Here is a 17014-nt window from a genome sequence, read left to right as displayed (position 1 = left end):
CAGAGGGGTAAAGGTTGCAGGGAGAACGCCCCGGCACTAGACTACCCGCCTCTTATTTTAGTCTGAGTCAGTGTCATGCGCGTTACCGATTTCACCTTTGAACTACCCGAATCCCTGATTGCCCACTATCCGCAAGCTGAGCGCAGTAGCTGTCGCTTGCTGTCTTTGGACGGGCCGACGGGCGCGCTGACGCACGGTACTTTCACCGATTTGCTCGATAAGCTCAACCCTGGCGATTTGCTGGTCTTTAACAACACCCGCGTCATTCCTGCGCGTCTGTTTGGTCGTAAAGCCAGCGGCGGTAAAATTGAAGTGCTGGTCGAGCGTATGCTGGATGACAAACGTATTCTGGCGCATATTCGTGCCTCGAAAGCGCCGAAACCGGGCGCCGAGCTGCTGCTGGGCGATGACGAAAGCATTAAAGCAACGATGGTGGCGCGCCATGACGCGCTGTTTGAAGTTGAGTTTAACGACGAACGCAGCGTGCTGGATATCCTCAACGCGATTGGCCATATGCCGTTGCCGCCGTATATCGACCGTCCGGATGAAGACGCCGACCGCGAGCTGTACCAGACCGTGTACAGCGAAAAACCGGGTGCCGTCGCTGCGCCGACCGCGGGTCTGCATTTTGACGATCCGCTGCTGGCTAAACTGCGCGATAAAGGCATTGAAATGGCGTTCGTCACCCTGCACGTTGGAGCGGGTACTTTCCAGCCGGTGCGCGTAGACACTATTGAAGACCACATTATGCACTCCGAATATGCGGAAGTGCCGCAGGATGTGGTGGACGCGGTGCTGGCGGCGAAAGCGCGCGGTAACCGTGTGATTGCGGTGGGCACCACCTCCGTGCGTTCACTGGAAAGTGCGGCGCAGGCGGCCAAAAACGATCTAATCGAGCCGTTCTTCGGCGATACACAAATCTTTATTTATCCAGGCTATAAATATCAGGTGATTGATGCTCTGGTCACCAACTTCCACCTGCCGGAATCGACACTGATTATGCTGGTTTCCGCATTTGCTGGTTATAAAAACACCATGCACGCCTATCATGAAGCGGTAAAAGCGGAATATCGCTTTTTTAGTTACGGGGATGCGATGTTTATCACGTACAATCCGCAGGCTATTTCTGAGCGTGTCGGGGAATAAGTTTCCGGCATGAGTGTTTAAAACGTCGGACTGTTTTTCTGACGCAGGAGTGAAGATGAAATTTGAACTGGATACCACAGACGGTCGCGCTCGCCGCGGCCGCCTGGTTTTTGATCGTGGCGTAGTAGAAACGCCTGCTTTTATGCCGGTCGGTACTTACGGCACAGTAAAAGGCATGACGCCGGAAGAAGTTGAAGCGACCGGCGCACAGATCATCCTCGGCAACACTTTCCACCTGTGGCTGCGCCCGGGGCAGGAAATCATGAAACTGCACGGCGATCTGCACGATTTTATGCAGTGGAAAGGGCCGATCCTCACCGATTCTGGCGGCTTCCAGGTGTTCAGCCTGGGCGATATCCGGAAGATAACCGAACAAGGCGTGCATTTCCGTAACCCGATCAACGGCGATCCGATTTTCCTCGATCCCGAGAAGTCGATGGAGATTCAATACGATCTCGGTTCCGATATCGTGATGATCTTCGACGAATGTACACCGTATCCGGCCGACTGGGACTATGCTAAACGCTCGATGGAGATGTCTCTGCGTTGGGCGAAGCGCAGCCGTGACCGTTTTGATAGCCTCGGCAACAAAAATGCGCTTTTTGGCATCATTCAGGGCAGTGTTTACGAAGATTTACGTGATATCTCCGTCAAAGGTCTGGTAGATATCGGCTTTGATGGCTACGCTGTCGGCGGTTTGGCTGTCGGTGAGCCGAAGGAAGATATGCACCGCATTCTGGAACATGTTTGCCCGCAGATTCCGGCAGATAAACCGCGTTACCTGATGGGCGTCGGTAAACCAGAAGATCTGGTTGAAGGCGTGCGTCGCGGTATCGATATGTTTGACTGTGTGATGCCAACGCGAAATGCCCGTAATGGTCATTTGTTTGTGACTGACGGCGTGGTAAAAATTCGTAACGCGAAACATAAAAGCGACACCAGTCCGCTCGATGCTGAGTGTGATTGCTACACCTGTCGCAATTATTCGCGCGCTTACTTGCATCATCTCGACCGTTGCAACGAAATATTGGGCGCGCGTCTCAACACGATTCATAACCTTCGCTACTACCAGCGTTTGATGGCGGGTTTACGCAAGGCTATTGAAGAGGGTAAATTAGAGAGCTTCGTGACCGATTTTTACCAACGTCAGGGTAGACCAGTTCCACCTGTGAACGTTGATTAATTTTAATAATGAGGGAATTTGAATGAGCTTTTTTATTTCTGATGCGGTAGCGGCAACAGGTGCTCCGGCGCAGGGCAGCCCGATGTCTCTGATTCTGATGCTGGTGGTGTTTGGTCTGATTTTCTACTTCATGATCCTGCGCCCGCAGCAAAAGCGTACCAAAGAACACAAAAATCTGATGAACTCCATTGCGAAAGGCGATGAAGTGCTGACTAACGGTGGTCTGGTGGGTCGCGTGACCAAAGTAGCAGAATCTGGCTACATCGCTATCGCGCTGAACGACACCACTGAAGTGGTTATTAAACGTGATTTCGTAGCTGCCGTTCTGCCGAAAGGCACCATGAAGGCGCTGTAATTTATTGTTTTCCCAAAGGGAACTGCCGTGTTAAACCGTTATCCTTTGTGGAAGTATGTCATGCTGATCGTCGTTATTGTCGTCGGTCTGCTCTATGCGCTTCCCAACCTGTATGGTGAGGATCCGGCTGTTCAAATCACTGGCGTGCGCGGTGCCGCCGCCAGTGAGCAAACGCTGATCCAGGTCCAGAAAACGTTACAAGAAGATAAAATCACACCTAAGTCTGTGGCTCTGGAAGAGGGTGCTATTCTCGCGCGCTTCGACTCCACTGATACCCAACTGCGTGCGCGTGAAGTATTAATGGGCGTACTGGGCGATCAGTACGTCGTGGCGCTTAACCTTGCTCCGGCAACCCCGCGCTGGCTGGCTGCCATTCATGCAGAACCGATGAAACTCGGTCTTGACCTGCGTGGCGGCGTTCACTTCCTGATGGAAGTGGATATGGATACCGCGCTGAGTAAGTTGCAGGAACAAAATATCGATAGCCTGCGCAGCGATCTGCGTGAAAAAGGCATTCCTTATACTACCGTTCGCAAAGAAGATAACTACGGTCTGAGCATCACTTTCCGTGATAGCAGCGCCCGTGATGAAGCTATCTCTTACTTGAGCAAACGTCACCAGGATCTGGTTATTTCCAGCCAGGGCAGCAATGCACTGCGCGCTGTAATGACCGATGCGCGCCTGAGTGAAGCCCGTGAGTACGCGGTACAGCAGAACATCAACATTCTGCGTAATCGAGTTAACCAACTGGGTGTTGCTGAGCCGGTGGTACAACGTCAAGGTGCTGACCGCATCGTGGTCGAACTGCCGGGTATTCAGGATACCGCGCGTGCGAAAGAAATTCTGGGCGCAACCGCGACGCTGGAGTTCCGTCTGGTAAACACCAACGTTGACCAGTCCGCTGCAGCATCGGGTCGTGTTCCGGGTGATTCGGAAGTGAAACAGTCTCGTGAAGGTCAGCCTGTTGTGCTGTACAAGCGCGTGATCCTGACCGGTGACCATATCACCGACTCCACTTCCAGCCAGGACGAATACAATCAGCCGCAGGTTAACATCTCGCTGGATAGCGCGGGTGGTAACATCATGTCCAACTTCACCAAGGACAACATCGGTAAGCCGATGGCGACCCTGTTCGTGGAGTACAAAGACAGCGGTAAGAAAGATGCTAACGGTCGTGCAGTACTGGTGAAACAGGAAGAGGTGATTAACATTGCCAATATCCAGTCTCGCCTGGGTAACAGCTTCCGTATCACCGGTATCAACAACCCGAACGAAGCGCGTCAGCTTTCTCTGCTGTTACGTGCCGGTGCGTTGATTGCGCCGATTCAGATTGTGGAAGAACGTACCATCGGCCCAACCCTGGGTATGCAGAACATTAAACAGGGTCTGGAAGCGTGTCTGGCCGGTCTGGTGGTGTCTATCCTGTTCATGATCTTCTTCTATAAGAAGTTCGGTCTGATTGCGACCAGTGCGCTGATTGCTAACCTGGTATTGATTGTCGGTATTATGTCGTTGCTGCCGGGCGCTACGCTAAGTATGCCGGGGATTGCGGGGATTGTCTTAACCCTTGCCGTCGCGGTCGATGCGAACGTACTGATCAACGAACGTATCAAAGAAGAGTTGAGTAACGGGCGTTCGGTGCAGCAGGCCATCAACGAAGGTTATGCGGGCGCATTTAGCTCCATCTTTGATGCGAACATTACGACGCTGATCAAGGTCATCATCCTGTACGCAGTTGGCACCGGGGCAATTAAAGGGTTCGCGATTACTACCGGTATTGGTGTGGCGACGTCGATGTTTACCGCGATTGTCGGTACACGTGCCATCGTAAACCTGTTGTATGGCGGCAAGCGCGTCAAAAAGCTGTCAATCTGAGGAGTGCGAAGTGGCACAGGAATATACTGTTGAACAATTAAACCACGGTCGTAAAGTCTGGGACTTTATGCGCTGGGACTACTGGGCTTTCGGCATTTCAGGTTTCCTGCTGATTGCGGCCATCGTGGTGATGGGCGTACGCGGGTTTAACTGGGGTCTCGATTTCACCGGTGGTACGGTTATTGAAATCACGCTGGAAAAACCGGCCGATATGGACGTGATGCGCGATGCACTGGAGAAAGCGGGCTTCGTTGATCCGCTTCTGCAGAACTTCGGCAGCAGCCACGACATTATGGTACGTATGCCGCCAACTGAAGGTGCAGACGGCGGTCAGGTGCTGGGCAGCAAAGTGTTGAGTGTGATTAACGAATCCACCAACCAAAACGCCGCGGTGAAGCGAATTGAATTCGTGGGTCCGAGCGTGGGGGCTGATCTGGCGCAAACCGGTGCGATGGCGCTGATGGCGGCGCTGATCTCCATCCTGGTGTACGTCGGTTTCCGCTTTGAGTGGCGACTGGCGGCGGGGGTGGTTATCGCTCTGGCGCACGACGTGATTATCACACTTGGGATCCTGTCGTTGTTCCATATCGAGATTGACCTGACTATCGTCGCATCACTGATGTCGGTAATCGGTTACTCGCTGAACGATAGTATCGTTGTATCTGACCGTATTCGTGAAAACTTCCGCAAAATTCGTCGCGGTACGCCTTACGAAATCTTTAACGTGTCACTGACTCAAACGCTGCACCGTACGTTGATTACGTCCGGTACAACGTTGATGGTTATTCTGATGCTGTTCCTGTTCGGTGGTCCGGTACTGGAAGGCTTCTCGCTGACGATGCTGATCGGTGTTTCCATCGGTACCGCATCCTCTATCTACGTGGCATCGGCGCTGGCGCTGAAGCTGGGTATGAAGCGTGAGCACATGCTGCAGCAGAAGGTCGAGAAAGAAGGGGCGGATCAACCGTCGATTCTTCCTTAACCATTAAGAGTGAAGATACTGGAATCCCGATCGTAAGGTCGGGATTTTTTTTGCCTGTGAATTAGCGACAGGCAATTATCTTTTCCTGTCGCCATACTACTGACAGTATGCTGTCAGTAGTCCTGTCTTATAGTCCTTCTGAGATTACCCACACAGGCAGGAGGAAGTATGAGCAACGTAATTAATTGGTTTGAAATCCCTGTAGCACAAATGGATCGCGCCATCGCTTTTTATGAACCAGTGATGCAGGTTTCTTTGCGTCGGGAAAATATGGACTGCGCTGAGCTGGCCGTATTTCCGCATCAGGATCCCGCTCCCGGCGGGGCGCTGGCTAAATTTGAAGGTATTACTCCTTCAGCGCAGGGCGCTATTATTTATCTGCATACGGACGATTTGACTGCAACGCTTGAACGCGTCGCCACTGCTGGCGGTCAGTGTGTGTTTGGCCCACTCGAACTGGGGCAGGACATTGGTACGATTGCGCTATTTACTGACAGCGAAGGCAATCGTGTTGGTTTACATCAACCCGCGTAATATTTTCAGCACTGAGGATTAAAATGAGCAGACGCGCCGACCGCTTGTTTCAGATTGTACAAATCCTGCGTGGCAGGCGAGTGACAACGGCGGCGCTGCTGGCAGAACGTCTTGAAGTTTCTGAACGGACGATTTATCGCGATATCCGCGATCTCTCTTTATCCGGCGTGCCCATTGAAGGCGAAGTGGGCAGTGGATACCGCTTAATGGCGGGGTTTGATCTGCCGCCGTTGATGTTAACTCAGCACGAATCAGAAGCGTTGATGGTAGCGATTCGGTTGCTGAAAACATGGGGCGGGGATTCACTCTCACAGGCGCTGGAATCAGCACAGGAAAAAGTGTTGGCGATATTGCCGCCAGAGAGTCGGCGCAGAGCCGAGCAAACGCGGATTTTCGCGCCAGATTTTGGTAATCAGCCGCATTCACGCAGTGCGTTCGATCTCATACATCGCGCGGTTTCTGCTCAGCAGGTGCTGGCGCTGCATTATCGCGATGAGTCCGGGAACCTCTCGTGGCGCGACGTTCAGCCGCTGGGATTATTTTTCTGGGGCGAGCACTGGCTGCTGGTTGGCTGGTGCGAGAAGCGTGATGATTATCGTTGCTTTCGCGTTGATCGATGTCTGAAGATCACGCCACTCGACAGGCACTTTCGCGAATCTGCGGAGCGTTCGCTAAGTGACTTTTTACGTAAAGTACGCTGTGAAGACCAGCCATAAAAAAGCCAGCGGTTAAGCTGGCTTGTTTGCGATAAATTGTCTGGATTAGAAGTTGTAACCTACGACCAGGTAACCACCCCAACCGGTAGATTTCGCGCTGAAATCGCCTTCGCCCCAGTTCAGAGTATCCCCACCTTTCCACTGACCGCCGTTATGGAAGTAACGCGCTACGACAGAGTAGTGCCAGTGATCGTAGTTCAGCGCCAGGACGTGGCTGGAAGCGATAGAGTTGCTGGTGCGGTTCGGGTCATCACCCAAATCTGAGCCCCAGTCGAAGTTGGTGAAGCCGATGTAGGTCAGTTGGCCGCCCCAAACCTGGGTGATCGGCACAAAGTATTTCACTTTGAAACGGTAGCCATCCCACTCGTTTTCGTTGGATGCGCCATAGTTCTGCCACTGGTATTTAGCATAGACGTTCAGGGACAGACCCATCGGCAGACCGGTATCGATATCGGTACCCAGACCCATATACCAGGTGCTCTGGCGGCTGGCTTTGTTATCACCCATGTCGTAGATGTAGTTGTTGGCGAAATACCATTCTTTGAACGGACCAAAGCTCAGGTCAGCGCCGGTCAGTTTGTCGATGGAGAAACGCGGTTCGATTTCCATAAACAACGGGGAACCGTCAGACCAGATACCTTTATCGTTGCCGTTACCCCAGTCGAAGGTTTTCGGAATATCGATGTAGCCATAGAAATCAAACCAGTCTTTTTTGGCAAATGCTTCGTATTCCAGATACACGTCGTTGTTCAGTTTCGGAGAGAAACGGGTGTGATAGCTACCCACCACGTTAACGCTCTGGTGCCACCAGTCGGACAGATATTGCGGTTTGTCATTTTCTGCTGCGTTGGCAGTAAAAGACGAGGAGAGCGCCAGCACTGCACCGGCTGCAAGTAATGTTTTTTTCATATGTATGCCACTGTTTGAAATCCCTTTCGGGAGTGAAAAATGCGCAATTTGCGTTTCTAAATATTTCGTAATTCTTCGGAGCCTATTATAAAAATCATTGTTCACAAAAATATGTCTTGTTTCACAGTTCTATCATTTACGTAATCGATTGCGTTCACGTTTGCGTACTTTAGGCGGCGAATTGTACTGGCTCTCATGAATGTTGCCAAGTTTTACCAGAAATATCGGTTATGTCAGGGGAGTAACAAAATGGAGCGGAGTGATGTTGCGGAACGCACAAAACGTTCCGCAAAAAAGTTTATTGGCTAACAGGCTGGATGTCGTGGATGCGAACAAATCCTAACTGATCTGGAGTGAGGCCATTTATCTGCAACGGAATGTCTACGTCGCTGGGAGCAAGAATACTCGCCGGAGCGTTGACCAACTGGTTGTGAACGTTCACTTCCTGATAGTTGTCCGTGGTGCCCTGAATTTGCCCGTACTCGACGGTGGCGCTAAAGGCGGGTAAAGGCGTGTTGGATTCACCCTGAATCCGTAGCGTCAGGCGCATACCATCCGCGTTCGGTGCAATGTTTACCAGCGACATGCGTAAAGTGCCAATCTGGCTGTCCAGTCGTGCCGGGGTTTTGGAACCCGGTAGCAGATAGACGCCGCTGGTTGATTTTGCATTCAACATATTTTGTTGCGTAATTTTTACTGTTTCCTGATTAAGCTGCGCCATCTCTTTATTCAATGTGCTAACGCTTTGATGCATCTGGCGTACTTCGCTTTGCTGTGCGCAGGCACTAAGACTAAAGAGACTTCCCACCAGGAGAATTCTTAGGTAACGTCTTGTCATTGTGATTACTTCCTTCATTGTCGCGATAGCATAATGGTAGTGTGGACTGAGCACGAAGGCATCGATCCTTTGTCTCAAAAGCGCAGTGCCTTTGTTGTCACGGCAGTTCAGGGTAAAATAGATTCTGTTAACCACTGAGGTACAGGACGCCGTATGCATTGCCCATTCTGTTTCGCCGTAGACACTAAGGTAATTGACTCTCGTCTTGTAGGCGAGGGCTCCTCGGTACGCCGCCGTCGGCAGTGTCTGGTCTGTAACGAACGTTTCACCACTTTTGAAGTGGCTGAACTTGTCATGCCGCGCGTTGTGAAAAGCAACGACGTGCGTGAACCCTTTAATGAAGAAAAGCTGCGTAGCGGCATGCTCAGAGCGCTTGAGAAACGGCCTGTGAGCGCGGATGACGTCGAAATGGCGTTAAACCATATCAAATCACAGCTGCGTGCGACTGGTGAGCGTGAGGTGCCGAGCAAGATGATTGGCAACCTGGTGATGGAGCAGTTGAAAAAGCTCGATAAAGTCGCCTACATCCGCTTTGCCTCTGTCTACCGGAGTTTCGAAGATATCAAAGAATTTGGCGAAGAGATTGCTCGCCTACAGGACTAAGCCATGCAGGATGAATTGTACATGGCGCGTGCGCTGAAGCTTGCTGCGCGCGGACGTTTTACCACTCACCCCAACCCCAACGTAGGCTGCGTGATTGTGAAGGATGGGGAGATCGTCGGTGAAGGATATCATCACCGTGCGGGCGAACCGCATGCCGAAGTTCATGCTCTGCGGATGGCTGGAGAAAAAGCGCAAGGGGCAACGGCCTATGTGACGCTTGAACCCTGTAGTCATCATGGTCGCACGCCGCCGTGTTGCGATGCGCTGATTGCGGCGGGGGTATCGCGAGTGGTTGCGGCGATGCAGGATCCCAATCCGCAGGTCGCAGGACGTGGGCTCTACCGTTTGCAGCAGGCGGGCATCGACGTCAGCCACGGGCTGATGATGAGCGAAGTTGAGCAACTGAATAAAGGCTTTCTCAAGCGCATGCGTACGGGATTCCCGTATCTGCAGCTTAAGCTTGGCTCGTCGCTTGATGGCCGTACGGCGATGGCCAGCGGTGAAAGCCAGTGGATTACCTCACCACAGGCGCGCCGCGATGTGCAACGCTTGCGCGCGCAAAGCCATGCCATTTTAACCAGCAGTGCTACGGTGCTGGCAGACGACCCTCAGCTTACCGTGCGTTGGTCGGAGCTTGGGGAGTCAACTCAGGCGAGTTACCCGCAGGAAGAGCTGCGCCAGCCAATCCGCATTGTTCTGGATAGCCAGAATCAGGTCACGCCGGAGCATCGTATTGTGCAACAGCCTGGAGAAACCTGGATTGTCCGGACTGAAGACGACCCTCGTAGCTGGCCGGAGACGGTTCGTAGCCTGAAGGTGCCGGAACATAACGGGCATCTGGATCTGGTGGTGCTGATGATGCAACTGGGCAAACAGCAAATTAACAGTATTTGGGTTGAAGCAGGCCCAACGCTCGCGGGGGCATTATTACAGGCCGGTTTGGTCGATGAGCTAATCGTGTATGTTGCGCCTAAACTGTTAGGCAGCGATGCGCGAGGATTATGTGTGCTTCCAGGCCTTGAGAAACTGGCTGACGCACCCCATTTTAAATTCAATGAGATACGCCAGGTGGGCCCGGACGTTTGCCTGCATTTAACGACTGCGTGAGGCTTTCTGATTTAGAGGAAGCAGCGCACAGAATATTATGATAAAATCCGCCCCCCTTACGGGGCCATAAATCGAACCCGAAGGAAGAATATGAACATTATTGAAGCTAACGTTGCTACCCCGGACGCTCGCGTCGCCATCACCATTGCGCGTTTCAACAACTTTATCAATGACAGCCTGCTGGAAGGGGCTATCGACGCCCTGAAACGTATTGGCCAGGTTAAAGATGAAAACATTACCGTTGTTTGGGTTCCAGGTGCATATGAGCTGCCGCTGGCCGCTGACGCACTGGCAAAAACCGGTAAATACGACGCTGTAATTGCGCTTGGTACGGTGATCCGTGGCGGTACCGCGCACTTCGAATATGTGGCTGGCGGTGCAAGCAATGGCCTGGCGCATGTCGCTCAGGACAGTGGCATTCCGGTAGCCTTCGGTGTTCTGACCACCGAAAGTATTGAACAAGCCATCGAACGTGCTGGCACTAAAGCCGGCAACAAAGGCGCAGAAGCTGCACTGACTGCGCTTGAAATGATTAATGTATTGAAAGCCATTAAGGCCTGATTTTTGTAAGGGGAAATCCGTGAAACCTGCTGCTCGTCGCCGCGCCCGTGAGTGTGCCGTCCAGGCGCTCTACTCCTGGCAGTTGTCCCAGAACGACATCGCTGATGTTGAATACCAGTTCCTGGCGGAACAGGACGTTAAAGATGTCGACGTTCTGTATTTCCGTGAACTGCTGTCCGGGGTGGCGACTAACAGCGCGTACCTGGATGGATTAATGAAGCCTTACCTGTCTCGTCTGTTAGAAGAGCTGGGTCAGGTAGAAAAAGCCGTACTGCGTATTGCGCTGTTTGAACTGTCTAAACGTAGTGATGTGCCGTACAAAGTGGCCATCAACGAAGCGATTGAACTGGCGAAAACCTTCGGCGCTGAAGATAGCCATAAATTCGTGAACGGCGTACTGGATAAAGCAGCACCTGTGATTCGCCCCAACAAAAAGTAATCCCGAGGCCGGCTGGATGGTGGAACCTGTTTCCGCTGTCCCCGGCTTTTTCTTTTTTTTCTGCTGAGGCATAACGTATGGCATGCGGCGAGTTTTCCCTGATTGCCCGTTATTTTGACCGCGTAAGAACGTCTCGTCTTGATGTCGAAACCGGTATTGGTGACGACTGCGCACTCCTGAATATCCCTGAAAAACAGACGCTGGCGATCAGTACCGATACGCTGGTGGCAGGCAATCACTTCCTCCCCGACATTGATCCCACCGATCTCGCCTGGAAAGCACTGGCGGTGAATTTGAGCGATCTGGCGGCGATGGGGGCCGATCCTGCGTGGTTGACGCTGGCACTCACGTTACCTGACGTTGATGAAGCCTGGCTTGAAGCCTTCAGCGATGGCCTGTTTGAACTGCTTAATTACTATGATATGCAGCTGATTGGCGGTGACACCACGCGTGGGCCACTGTCGATGACGTTGGGTATCCATGGCTACGTTCCTGTAGGACGGGCCTTAAAACGCTCTGGTGCGAAGCCGGGGGACTGGATTTATGTTACCGGTACGCCGGGAGACAGCGCGGCGGGGCTGGCGATTTTACAGAATCGGTTGCAGGTTGGAGATGCAAAAGACGCAGACTATCTGCTTAAACGCCATCTGCGTCCCACGCCGCGTATTTTGCAGGGACAAGCCCTGCGCGATCTGGCCAGTGCGGCTATCGATATTTCCGATGGCCTGATTTCCGATCTGGGGCATATCGTTAATGCCAGCGGCTGTGGCGCGCGGGTTAACGTCGATGCGCTGCCTTACTCCACGGCATTCGCCCGGCACGTTGAGCCGGAACAGGCCCTACGCTGGGCGCTCTCGGGCGGTGAAGATTATGAGTTATGCTTTACCGTACCGGAAATTAACCGTGGTGCGCTGGACGTAGCGCTGGGAAATCTCGGCGCAGCGTTTACCTGCATTGGGCAGATGAGCGCAGACGTGGAAGGCATTCACTTTACGCGCGATGGAAAATCCGTCACGTTTGACTGGAAAGGATATGACCATTTTGCCGCGCCTTAAAAAAGATGTCGCCAAAAGCCGCCTGAGTATGCGCAATCCGTGGCACCTGCTAGCCACCGGTTTTGGCAGCGGGTTGAGCCCAATTGTTCCTGGCACGATGGGATCGCTGGCGGCGATCCCTTTTTGGTATTTAATGACCTTTCTACCGTGGCAGCTGTATTCACTGGTGGTGATGTTATCTATCTGTATCGGCGTTTATCTGTGCCATCAAACGGCGAAAGATATGGGTGTGCACGATCACGGTAGTATTGTCTGGGACGAGTTTGTCGGGATGTGGATTACCCTGATGGCGCTGCCGACCAATGACTGGCAGTGGGTTGCCGCCGGATTTGTGATTTTCCGTATTCTGGATATGTGGAAGCCGTGGCCGATTCGTTGGTTCGATCGCAACGTGCATGGCGGGACGGGGATCATGATCGACGATATTGTGGCCGGAATACTCTCTGCCGGAATTTTGTATTTTATCGGTCATCACTGGCCGGTAGGTATCATTTAACCCTTTTGGGGGGGGCTGTTGTAGGCCCGATAAGCGTCGCGCCATCGGGCAATCAGTGCCGGATGCGCTATGCTTATCGGGCCTACAATTAGTCATCGCTAATACTTATTTAAATCCCACCACCGGATGCTGTTTGTACGGCGTTTCCAGCTCGGCAATCTGCTCCGGCTTCAGCGTTAAATCCACCGCATTGAGCAACTCATCCAGCTGTTCCTCGCGCGATGTGCCGATAATCGGCGCTGCCACACCCGGTTTGCTCAGCAGCCAGGCCAGCGCAACCTGCGCGCGCGTTACGCCCAGTTCCTCACTGACGCCGGTCAGCCGTGCGGCAATTTGCGCGTCGTTTTCATCGCTCTCGTTGTACAAATTTTTACCGACTTCATCGGAAACCAGACGTGCTGTCGTTTCTCCCCATGGGCGCGTCAGGCGTCCACGTGCCAGTGGACTCCAGGGGATCACTGCCACGCCTTCCTCGTAGCACAGTGGCAGCATTTCGCGTTCTTCTTCGCGGTAGATCAGATTGTAGTGATCCTGCATGCTAACGAACTGCGCCCAGCCGTGTTGCTTCTGTAAGGCCAGCGCCTGAGCAAATTGCGAAGCGTGCATGGAGGAGGCGCCGATATAGCGCGCTTTACCGGCTTTCACGACGTCGTTTAGAGCCTCAAGGGTTTCTTCAATAGGTGTGTTGTAATCCCAGCGGTGAATTTGCAGGATGTCGACATAGTCCATACCCAGACGTCGGAGGCTATCGTCGATTGAGCGCAGGATTTGTGCGCGAGATAATCCTTCTGCTAAATCATCAACCTGGTGAAAAACCTTGGTAGCGACCACGACATCTTCGCGGCGGGCGAAATCACGCAGCGCGCGACCGACAATCTCTTCGCTACTGCCAGCGGAGTAGCTGTTGGCGGTATCGAAAAAGTTAATGCCGCCCTCAAGGGCGTGTTTGATTATCGGGCGGCTGCTTTCTTCAGGTAGCGTCCAGGCGTGATTGCCGCGATTAGGCTCGCCAAACGTCATGCAGCCCAGGCAAAGGCGGGAGACCCGTAGGTCGGTTTTTCCTAAGATGTTGTATTTCATCAATCCACTCCTGCTTAGCTCGTGATGAATTAAGCATAGCAGGAGCGGGGAGGGGTTTATGCCAGCCAGGCCTTGATTTTGGCCTCAATTCCGACGGCATTCAGACCCAGATCGGCGCGAGCTTCATCCTGAGTTCCCTGCGGGATGAAGAAGTCTGGCAGGCCAATGTTCAGCACCGGGACGGGCTTACGATGGGCCATCAGCACTTCGTTTACACCGCTACCAGCACCACCCATAATGGCGTTCTCTTCAATGGTAACCAGCACCTCGTGTTGGGCAGCCATTTCAAGGATCAACGTTTCATCCAGGGGTTTCACAAAACGCATATCGACCAGTGTGGCGTTCATCGACTCTGCGACCTGAGCGGCTTCCGGCATCAGGGTACCGAAGTTGAGAATTGCCACTTTCTCCCCGTGACGTTTCACTATACCTTTCCCGATAGGCAGTTGTTCCAGCGGCGTCAACTCTACGCCCACCGCGTTACCGCGCGGGTAGCGCACGACCGTTGGACCGTCGTTGTAGTGATAGCCGGTGAACAGCATCTGGCGGCATTCGTTTTCATCACTCGGGGTCATAATGACCATTTCCGGGATGCAGCGCAGGAAGGAAAGATCGAACGCCCCTTGATGGGTTTGGCCATCTGCGCCAACAATTCCTGCCCGGTCAACGGCGAACAGAACTGGCAGTTTCTGGATGGCGACATCATGCAGCACCTGATCGTAGGCGCGCTGCAGGAAGGTCGAGTAAATAGCCACGACCGGCTTATAGCCGCCAATCGCCAGACCGGCAGCAAACGTCACCGCGTGCTGTTCGGCGATCGCCACATCGAAGTAGCGGTCCGGAAACTTACGTGAAAATTCCACCATACCGGAGCCTTCGCGCATCGCCGGGGTGATTGCCATCAGCTTATTGTCTTTCGCCGCGGTTTCGCACAGCCAGTCACCGAAGATTTTTGAATAGCTCGGCAGGCCGCCGCTGCTTTTCGGCAGGCATCCGCTGGATGGATCGAATTTTGGTACCGCGTGGAAGGTGATTGGATCTTTTTCTGCCGGCTCGTAACCACGACCTTTTTTGGTCATGATGTGCAGGAACTGCGGGCCTTTCAGATCGCGCATGTTCTTCAGTGTGGTAATAAGCCCCAGCACGTCGTGACCGTCCACCGGACCGATATAGTTAAATCCCAGTTCTTCAAACAGCGTACCCGGCACAACCATGCCTTTGATGTGTTCTTCGGTACGTTTGAGCAGCTCTTTAATCGGCGGTACGCCGGAGAAGACTTTTTTCCCTCCTTCGCGTAGCGAGGAGTAGAGTTTGCCAGAGAGTAGTTGCGCCAGATGATTGTTCAGCGCGCCAACGTTCTCTGAAATCGACATTTCATTGTCGTTGAGTATAACCAGCATGTCGGGCTTAATATCGCCTGCGTGGTTCATCGCTTCAAACGCCATCCCGGCGGTGATAGCGCCGTCGCCAATCACACATACGGTACGACGTTCTTTGCCTTCTTTCTCAGCGGCAACCGCAATACCGATACCTGCGCTGATGGAGGTTGAAGAGTGCCCAACGCTCAGTACGTCATACTCGCTCTCACCGCGCCACGGGAACGGATGCAAACCGCCTTTCTGACGAATGGTGCCGATTTTATCACGGCGGCCGGTCAGTATTTTGTGCGGGTAAGCCTGATGTCCTACATCCCAGATTAACTGGTCAAACGGGGTATTGTAGACATAGTGCAGCGCGACGGTGAGTTCCACCGTGCCCAGACCAGAGGCGAAGTGCCCGCTGGAACGGCTTACGCTGTCGAGCAAATAGCGGCGCAGTTCGTCGCAAAGCTTTGGCAGGCTCTCTTTTGGCAGCAGACGTAACTCCTGGGTGGAGTCGACCAGCGCCAGGGTCGGGTATTTGGCTATATCAAAACTCATCGCAAGCTCATGGGATATGTTGGTTTATTTATCACGCTGGATTATGTAGTCCGCTAGCGCTTCCAGTGCCGAGGTATCGAGTGACTGTGCGGCCAGCAAACTTAGCGACTGGCGGGCATCCTCGATTAAATCCCGGGCTTTATTCTGGGCTTGCTCAAGACCCAGAAGTGCAGGATAGGTACTTTTGCCAAGCTGCTGGTCAGCACCCTGACGTTTACCCAATGTTGCAGTATCGCCTACCACATCCAGGATGTCATCCTGAACCTGGAAGGCCAGACCGATGCTTTCTGCGTATTTGTCGAGTATTGCCAGGCATTCTCGCCCTTTATCGCCTGCGCTTAATGCTCCCAGACGTACGGCGGCGCGAATCAATGCCCCGGTTTTATGGCGGTGAATACGCTCCAGCGCATCCAGCTCAACCTGATGACCTTCAGCTTCCAGATCCAGCGCCTGACCGCCGCACATACCGGCGATACCGCTGGCCTGAGCCAGTTCAGAGATCATCGCGATGCGGTCACGGTCAGATACTTCCGGCATTGGAGCGTCGCTGATAATGGAGAATGCCAGCGTTTGCAGCGCATCTCCGGCCAGGATCGCGTTTGCCTCACCAAATTTTACGTGGCAAGTCGGCAGACCGCGGCGCAGGTCGTCGTCGTCCATCGCGGGTAAATCATCGTGCATCAGCGAATAGGCGTGAATGCATTCGACGGCGGCAGCGGGAGCATCAAGCGTACTCAGGCTGACACCAAACATCTGACCGGTCGCATACACCAGAAACGGGCGCAGGCGTTTACCGCCTAATAATGCGCCATATTGCATGGTTTCGACCACGGGAGTGTTCTGAAAGGGCAGTGGCGCGATAAAACGGCTCAGTGCCTGGTTGGCCTGCTCAACGCAAGCCTGTAACTGCTGCGTAAAATCCATTTACTCATTATCCGGTGTAAAAGGCGTAAGGGCCGCGTCTTCAGTATCTGACAGCAGGATTTGTACGCGCTGTTCAGCCTGTTGCAATTTGACCTGTCCCTGACGCGCCAACTGTACGCCACGTTCGAATTCGTTCAACGCTTCTTCTAACGGCAGGTCGCCGCCTTCCAGACGGGTAACAATTTGTTCCAGCTCGCTCAGCGCGGTTTCAAAACTGGCGGGCGCTTCATTTTTCTTCGGCATAATGAATGTCTGACTCTCTGTATTGGCAGCACAAGACTATGGTAACGGA

Annotated in this window: 19 protein-coding genes; 13 read left to right on the top strand and 6 right to left on the bottom strand. The window is 53.2% G+C overall.

All coding sequences use genetic code 11. From position 1 onward, the window contains the following. Positions 1-75 precede the first annotated feature (75 nt). From queA to OGV57_RS15510, 7 genes are all read left to right on the top strand, one after another. Complete coding sequence (gene queA / locus OGV57_RS15540) at positions 76-1146, top strand: tRNA preQ1(34) S-adenosylmethionine ribosyltransferase-isomerase QueA (RefSeq protein ID WP_003021529.1); 1071 nt, start codon at positions 76-78, stop codon at positions 1144-1146. Between the two features lie 55 nt (positions 1147-1201). Beyond that, positions 1202-2329 (top strand): tRNA guanosine(34) transglycosylase Tgt, encoded by a 1128-nt coding sequence (gene tgt / locus OGV57_RS15535; RefSeq protein ID WP_003021535.1) that lies wholly within the window; start codon positions 1202-1204, stop codon positions 2327-2329. 22 nt (positions 2330-2351) lie between these two features. Further along, positions 2352-2684, top strand: a complete 333-nt coding sequence (gene yajC / locus OGV57_RS15530) for a preprotein translocase subunit YajC (protein ID WP_003021544.1) — start codon at positions 2352-2354, stop codon at positions 2682-2684. 27 nt (positions 2685-2711) lie between these two features. Continuing rightward, the gene (gene secD, locus OGV57_RS15525; protein ID WP_003021547.1) at positions 2712-4559 is read left to right on the top strand and encodes a protein translocase subunit SecD; all 1848 of its coding nucleotides are present in this window, start codon (positions 2712-2714) and stop codon (positions 4557-4559) included. Positions 4560-4569: 10 nt separating this feature from the next. Continuing rightward, complete coding sequence (gene secF / locus OGV57_RS15520) at positions 4570-5541, top strand: protein translocase subunit SecF (RefSeq protein ID WP_003021550.1); 972 nt, start codon at positions 4570-4572, stop codon at positions 5539-5541. Positions 5542-5709: 168 nt separating this feature from the next. Next, positions 5710-6075: a VOC family protein gene (locus tag OGV57_RS15515; RefSeq protein ID WP_054528147.1), complete on the top strand. Its 366-nt coding sequence runs from the start codon at positions 5710-5712 to the stop codon at positions 6073-6075. A 23-nt stretch (positions 6076-6098) separates the two neighbouring features. After that, positions 6099-6791, top strand: coding sequence for a helix-turn-helix transcriptional regulator (locus tag OGV57_RS15510; RefSeq protein ID WP_003835974.1), 693 nt, complete (start codon positions 6099-6101; stop codon positions 6789-6791). Between the two features lie 45 nt (positions 6792-6836). On the opposite strand, the gene OGV57_RS15505 is transcribed toward OGV57_RS15510, so the two are convergent. Then, positions 6837-7700: a nucleoside-specific channel-forming protein Tsx gene (locus OGV57_RS15505; RefSeq protein ID WP_003021561.1), complete on the bottom strand. Its 864-nt coding sequence runs from the start codon at positions 7698-7700 to the stop codon at positions 6837-6839. A gap of 298 nt (positions 7701-7998) precedes the next feature. Continuing rightward, on the bottom strand, positions 7999-8538 hold the full coding sequence (locus OGV57_RS15500) for a SadB/YajI family lipoprotein (RefSeq protein WP_054528674.1): 540 nt from the start codon (positions 8536-8538) through the stop codon (positions 7999-8001). Between the two features lie 153 nt (positions 8539-8691). Between OGV57_RS15500 and nrdR the strand changes: the two genes are divergently transcribed. The 6 genes from nrdR to pgpA all read left to right on the top strand — a co-directional run bounded on the left by nrdR (position 8692) and on the right by pgpA (position 12799). After that, the gene (gene nrdR / locus OGV57_RS15495) at positions 8692-9141 is read left to right on the top strand and encodes a transcriptional regulator NrdR (protein WP_003021571.1); all 450 of its coding nucleotides are present in this window, start codon (positions 8692-8694) and stop codon (positions 9139-9141) included. A 3-nt stretch (positions 9142-9144) separates the two neighbouring features. Further along, positions 9145-10248, top strand: coding sequence for a bifunctional diaminohydroxyphosphoribosylaminopyrimidine deaminase/5-amino-6-(5-phosphoribosylamino)uracil reductase RibD (ribD, locus tag OGV57_RS15490; protein WP_054528148.1), 1104 nt, complete (start codon positions 9145-9147; stop codon positions 10246-10248). Between the two features lie 90 nt (positions 10249-10338). Next, the gene (ribH, locus tag OGV57_RS15485) at positions 10339-10809 is read left to right on the top strand and encodes a 6,7-dimethyl-8-ribityllumazine synthase (protein ID WP_003021575.1); all 471 of its coding nucleotides are present in this window, start codon (positions 10339-10341) and stop codon (positions 10807-10809) included. 19 nt (positions 10810-10828) lie between these two features. Further along, on the top strand, positions 10829-11248 hold the full coding sequence (nusB, locus tag OGV57_RS15480) for a transcription antitermination factor NusB (protein WP_000801129.1): 420 nt from the start codon (positions 10829-10831) through the stop codon (positions 11246-11248). A 77-nt stretch (positions 11249-11325) separates the two neighbouring features. After that, entirely contained in the window at positions 11326-12303 is a 978-nt protein-coding gene (thiL, locus tag OGV57_RS15475; protein ID WP_003835968.1) for a thiamine-phosphate kinase, read from the top strand. After that, positions 12281-12799 carry a phosphatidylglycerophosphatase A gene (pgpA, locus tag OGV57_RS15470; protein ID WP_003021578.1) on the top strand — a complete coding sequence of 173 codons (519 nt, stop codon included), beginning with the start codon at positions 12281-12283 and terminating at the stop codon, positions 12797-12799. The genes thiL and pgpA overlap by 23 nt, the downstream gene beginning before the upstream one ends. A 105-nt stretch (positions 12800-12904) precedes the next feature. Here pgpA and yajO read toward each other — a convergent pair whose 3' ends face one another. The 4 genes from yajO to xseB are packed head-to-tail and all read right to left on the bottom strand — an operon-like array spanning position 12905 to position 16965. Next, positions 12905-13879: a 1-deoxyxylulose-5-phosphate synthase YajO gene (gene yajO / locus OGV57_RS15465; RefSeq protein ID WP_003835964.1), complete on the bottom strand. Its 975-nt coding sequence runs from the start codon at positions 13877-13879 to the stop codon at positions 12905-12907. A 56-nt stretch (positions 13880-13935) separates the two neighbouring features. Beyond that, positions 13936-15798: a 1-deoxy-D-xylulose-5-phosphate synthase gene (gene dxs / locus OGV57_RS15460; protein ID WP_032936978.1), complete on the bottom strand. Its 1863-nt coding sequence runs from the start codon at positions 15796-15798 to the stop codon at positions 13936-13938. Between the two features lie 24 nt (positions 15799-15822). Continuing rightward, a complete protein-coding gene (gene ispA / locus OGV57_RS15455) occupies positions 15823-16722 on the bottom strand; it encodes a (2E,6E)-farnesyl diphosphate synthase (RefSeq protein ID WP_003021584.1) in 900 nt (299 codons plus the stop codon). Then, positions 16723-16965, bottom strand: coding sequence for an exodeoxyribonuclease VII small subunit (gene xseB, locus OGV57_RS15450; RefSeq protein ID WP_003021586.1), 243 nt, complete (start codon positions 16963-16965; stop codon positions 16723-16725). It lies immediately after the preceding gene. Positions 16966-17014 lie beyond the last annotated feature (49 nt).

This window comes from Citrobacter sp. Cf087 (genome assembly GCF_030334285.1).
Taxonomy (GTDB): Bacteria; Pseudomonadota; Gammaproteobacteria; order Enterobacterales; family Enterobacteriaceae; genus Citrobacter; species Citrobacter freundii.
This window is presented reverse-complemented; position numbering and strand designations above follow the sequence as displayed.